The sequence below is a fragment of the Microbacterium sp. genome (assembly GCF_031988965.1).
Classification (GTDB): domain Bacteria; phylum Actinomycetota; class Actinomycetes; order Actinomycetales; family Microbacteriaceae; genus Microbacterium.
In genome coordinates this window covers 1-3,361 of the sequence record NZ_DALZXX010000217.1, presented here as the reverse complement: position 1 = coordinate 3,361, position 3,361 = coordinate 1, and the positions used below count along the sequence as shown (strand labels likewise).

Here is a 3,361-nt window from a genome sequence, read left to right as displayed (position 1 = left end):
ACGACCCCACCGTCGAGGCGCTGCTCGCCTCGCGCAACTCGCGGCTCGCCGAGTTCTGGCTGAACCCGCAGGGCGAGGACTTCACCGGCCCCTTCGCCGGACGCTCGGCCGTCGTGGTCGATGCCGAGGATCGCTTCACGACGATGCTCGCCCACCAGCTGCGCCACCTGGGTCTCGATGTCACGATCCGAGCGTGGAGCGAGCTGACCGACGACGAGCTCGACGCCGCCGACCTGGTCGTGGCAGGACCCGGCCCCGGAGATCCGAGAGACGCGGACAGCCCCCGCATCGAGCGGATGCGGCAGGTGGTGGCGCGGCGAGTCGACTCGGAGGCCCCGCTGCTCGCGGTGTGCCTGAGCCATCAGATCCTGAGCGACCGATGGGGAATCGCCCTCGCTCCCCTGGACGCGCCGCACCAGGGCCTGCAGAAGGCCGTTCCCGTCTTCGGAGAGGATGCGTCGATCGGCTTCTACAACACCTTCACCGCGCGCGTCGCCCCGGGCACCGTGTCGATCGGGTCCGCAGAGGTGTCGGCTGATCCCGAGACCGGCGATGTCTACGCGCTGCGCGGCGAGCACTTCGCCTCGATCCAGGGCCATCTCGAGTCGATCCTGTCGCGCGACGGCATCCGCACGCTCGAGCGTCTCGTCTCCCACGCACTGTCCTGAGCGCGGACGGGGCGCGTCGCCGAGTGCGGCGCCCCCGATCGATGCGCGCGTTCGGTCAGCCCCCGAAGATGTCCACGGGATTGAAGAGATCGGCGAGCAGCAGCAGGGCCCCCATCGCGATCAGCAATATCGCGACGACGACGGTGAGCGGCACGAGCTTCGTGGCATCGACCGGAGCGGGCGGCGGACACCGGAACAGCTTCGCCCAGGCTCTGCGGATGCCGTCCCACAGCGCGACCACGATGTGACCGCCGTCGAGCGGCAGCAGTGGAATCAGGTTGAACACGAACAGCGCGACGTTCAACGAGCCGAGGAGACCGAGGAGCACGGAGAAACGGTTGAGCACCGGAGCATCGGTGGCAGCGACCTCGCCGGCGATCCGCCCGACGCCCACGACGCTCAGCGGGCCGTTCGGGTCTCTTTCGCCTCCGGTGACGAGCGATACGCCCACATCCCAGATGCGCACCGGAAGCGTGAGGATCATCGACCCGACGCGGGCGACGGTGTCGCCGGCCATCTGCGGCCCTGCCGAGAGCGGCTGCGGGACGAAGCCCATCTGCGCTCCCATGCCGACGTATCCGACCTCTTTCACGACCGGTTCGCCCTCATCGTCGAGGAGAGGCTGACCGCTCGCATCCGTCAGCGTGCGCTCGGCTTCGACAGGGGTGATCGTCAGGTCCGTATCCACGCCGTCGCGCCGCACCACGAGATCGAGGTCCTCGCCCGGAGCGGCCTGGACGATCGCCGTCGCCTCCGCGAACGTCGAGACCGGCCGACCGTCGATCGACACCAGGACGTCGCCGGGCTCGATACCGGCTTCGGCAGCCGGAGTGAGCGGGTCGTCGGCGGCGCATTCCGTGGCCGTGGAGCCCGCCGGAAGGACGCATTCGTTCACGGTCGCGATCGTCGTGGTGCCCTGCTGGACTCCGATGCCGGAGACCAGCACCGTGAAGATGACCACCGCGAGGATCAGATTCATGAGCGGACCGCCGAGCATCACGATCACGCGCTTCCACACCGGCAGCCGGTAGAAGACGCGATCCTCTGCGCCGTCCGCAATGGTCTCGTCGTTGGCTGTCCGTGCATCCTGGACGAGCGAGCGGAAGATGCCGCTCGCGGGCCTCGCCGTCTTCGACGCGGGATACATGCCCGACATCGAGATGAAACCGCCGAGAGGCAGCAGTTTGAATCCGTACTCTGTCTCGCCGATGCGCTTCGACCACAGCCGGGGACCGAACCCGATCATGTACTGGCCGACGCGCACGCCGAAGAGCTTCGCGGGCAGGAGATGACCGACCTCGTGCAGGCCGATCGAGATACCGAGGCCGATCAGCATGAAGAGGATGCCGGCCAGGTAGAGCAGGATTTCCACTCCCCCACGCTAGTGCTCGCCACCTAGGAATGCGCCCCATGGCGAGCAGGGAACACCTGTGCACGCCAGTAGGCTTGAATCCGTGACTTCCCGCCAGCTGCGACTCCTGCGCGCGGCCTCGGCGTCGGCGGTGGCCACGACCCTCGCAGCCGTGTCGCACACGATCGCGGGCGGCCCCGCTCCGCATCCTCTCCTGATCGCCGCGATGGCATCGTTCCTCGTGCCCCTCGCGGCGGTTCTCATCGGAGTGCGCGCGTCGCGGGCGCGAGTCGCAGCGACCGTTCTGGTGAGCCAGACGCTCTTCCACGTCGTGTTCCAGGTCTTGGGCGCCCCGACGGGTGCTGCCGTGCCGACCGGTCACCGGCATCATCTCGATCTCAGCGCTCTCGGTGCTGGACCCTCCGTCGCGGCGCCGGATGCGGCGATGCTGCTCGGTCATCTGCTCGCAGCCGCCCTCACGACGGCGGCGCTCTGGCACGGCGAGTCGATGGTCAGAGCCGTCGCCGGATGGGTGGAGGCGCGTCTCCGCCGCGCGATCGCCCTCTTCCGCCCGGCATACGAGGGCCCCGCGCTTCCTTTCGTCTCGGCGCCGTTGCCGGTCGACACTGCTCTCTGCTCGTCGCTGTCGCGCCGTGGACCTCCTGCATTCGCCTGATCCCGCATCGCCTCGTCGAGGCGCCCCCTTTTCCGCGGATGCCGCGCCTCTCTGCGCGCCCGCACATCAGCACTCAGGAGTACAACCATGCTTTACACCCCCCGCCGCACCCTGACCGCCGGCCTCGTCGGAGGTGCGATCCTCGCGCTCGCGATCCCCGCGATGGCCAGCGCTCACGTGAGCGTCACCCCCGACGCGCTTTCAGCCGGAGATCACGGCGTGCTCACCTTCTCGTTCGCTCACGGCTGCGACGGCTCCCCGACCACCGGGCTGACGATCACGATGCCCGAGGGACTCGCCTCAGTGGCCCCCACGATGGACAGCGACTGGACGATCGCCGTCGAGCGCGGCGATGACGGGCTCGTCAGTGCCGTGACCTACACGGCTGCCACCCCCGTGCCCACCGACCTCCGCGGGGCCGTGAGCATGGCGGTGGGTCTCGACGAGAGCACTCCCGAGTCGCTCGCCTTCCCTGTGGTGCAGACCTGCGTCGAGGGCAGCACGGAATGGACCCAGCTGGCAGAAGAAGGACAGGACCCGCACGATCTCGACTCGCCGGCCCCCGTGGTGACCGTGGGCGCCGCGAGCGAGGAGCACGCGGGCCACGCCGGAGCCGGGAGCGACGGTGCCGACGCGACACCGGACGCGGAAGCTGCGGCACCGGAT

General features: G+C 69.2%; 3 protein-coding genes and 1 pseudogene. 3 read left to right on the top strand and 1 reads right to left on the bottom strand.

The genetic code is table 11. The annotated features are described in order from the left end of the window. Positions 1-668 (top strand): annotated as a pseudogene (locus tag RTM68_RS17800) (aminodeoxychorismate/anthranilate synthase component II); the annotation flags it as partial. A 55-nt stretch (positions 669-723) separates the two neighbouring features. On the opposite strand, the gene RTM68_RS17795 reads toward RTM68_RS17800, so the two are convergent. Next, positions 724-2,040 (bottom strand): site-2 protease family protein, encoded by a 1,317-nt coding sequence (locus tag RTM68_RS17795; RefSeq protein ID WP_312173532.1) that lies wholly within the window; start codon positions 2,038-2,040, stop codon positions 724-726. 82 nt (positions 2,041-2,122) lie between these two features. On the opposite strand from RTM68_RS17795, the gene RTM68_RS17790 reads away from it, so the two are divergent. Next, a complete protein-coding gene (locus tag RTM68_RS17790; RefSeq protein WP_312173529.1) occupies positions 2,123-2,695 on the top strand; it encodes a hypothetical protein in 573 nt (190 codons plus the stop codon). Between the two features lie 87 nt (positions 2,696-2,782). Continuing rightward, the coding region (locus RTM68_RS17785; RefSeq protein ID WP_312173526.1) for a YcnI family protein at positions 2,783-3,361 on the top strand (579 nt) is incomplete at its 3' end.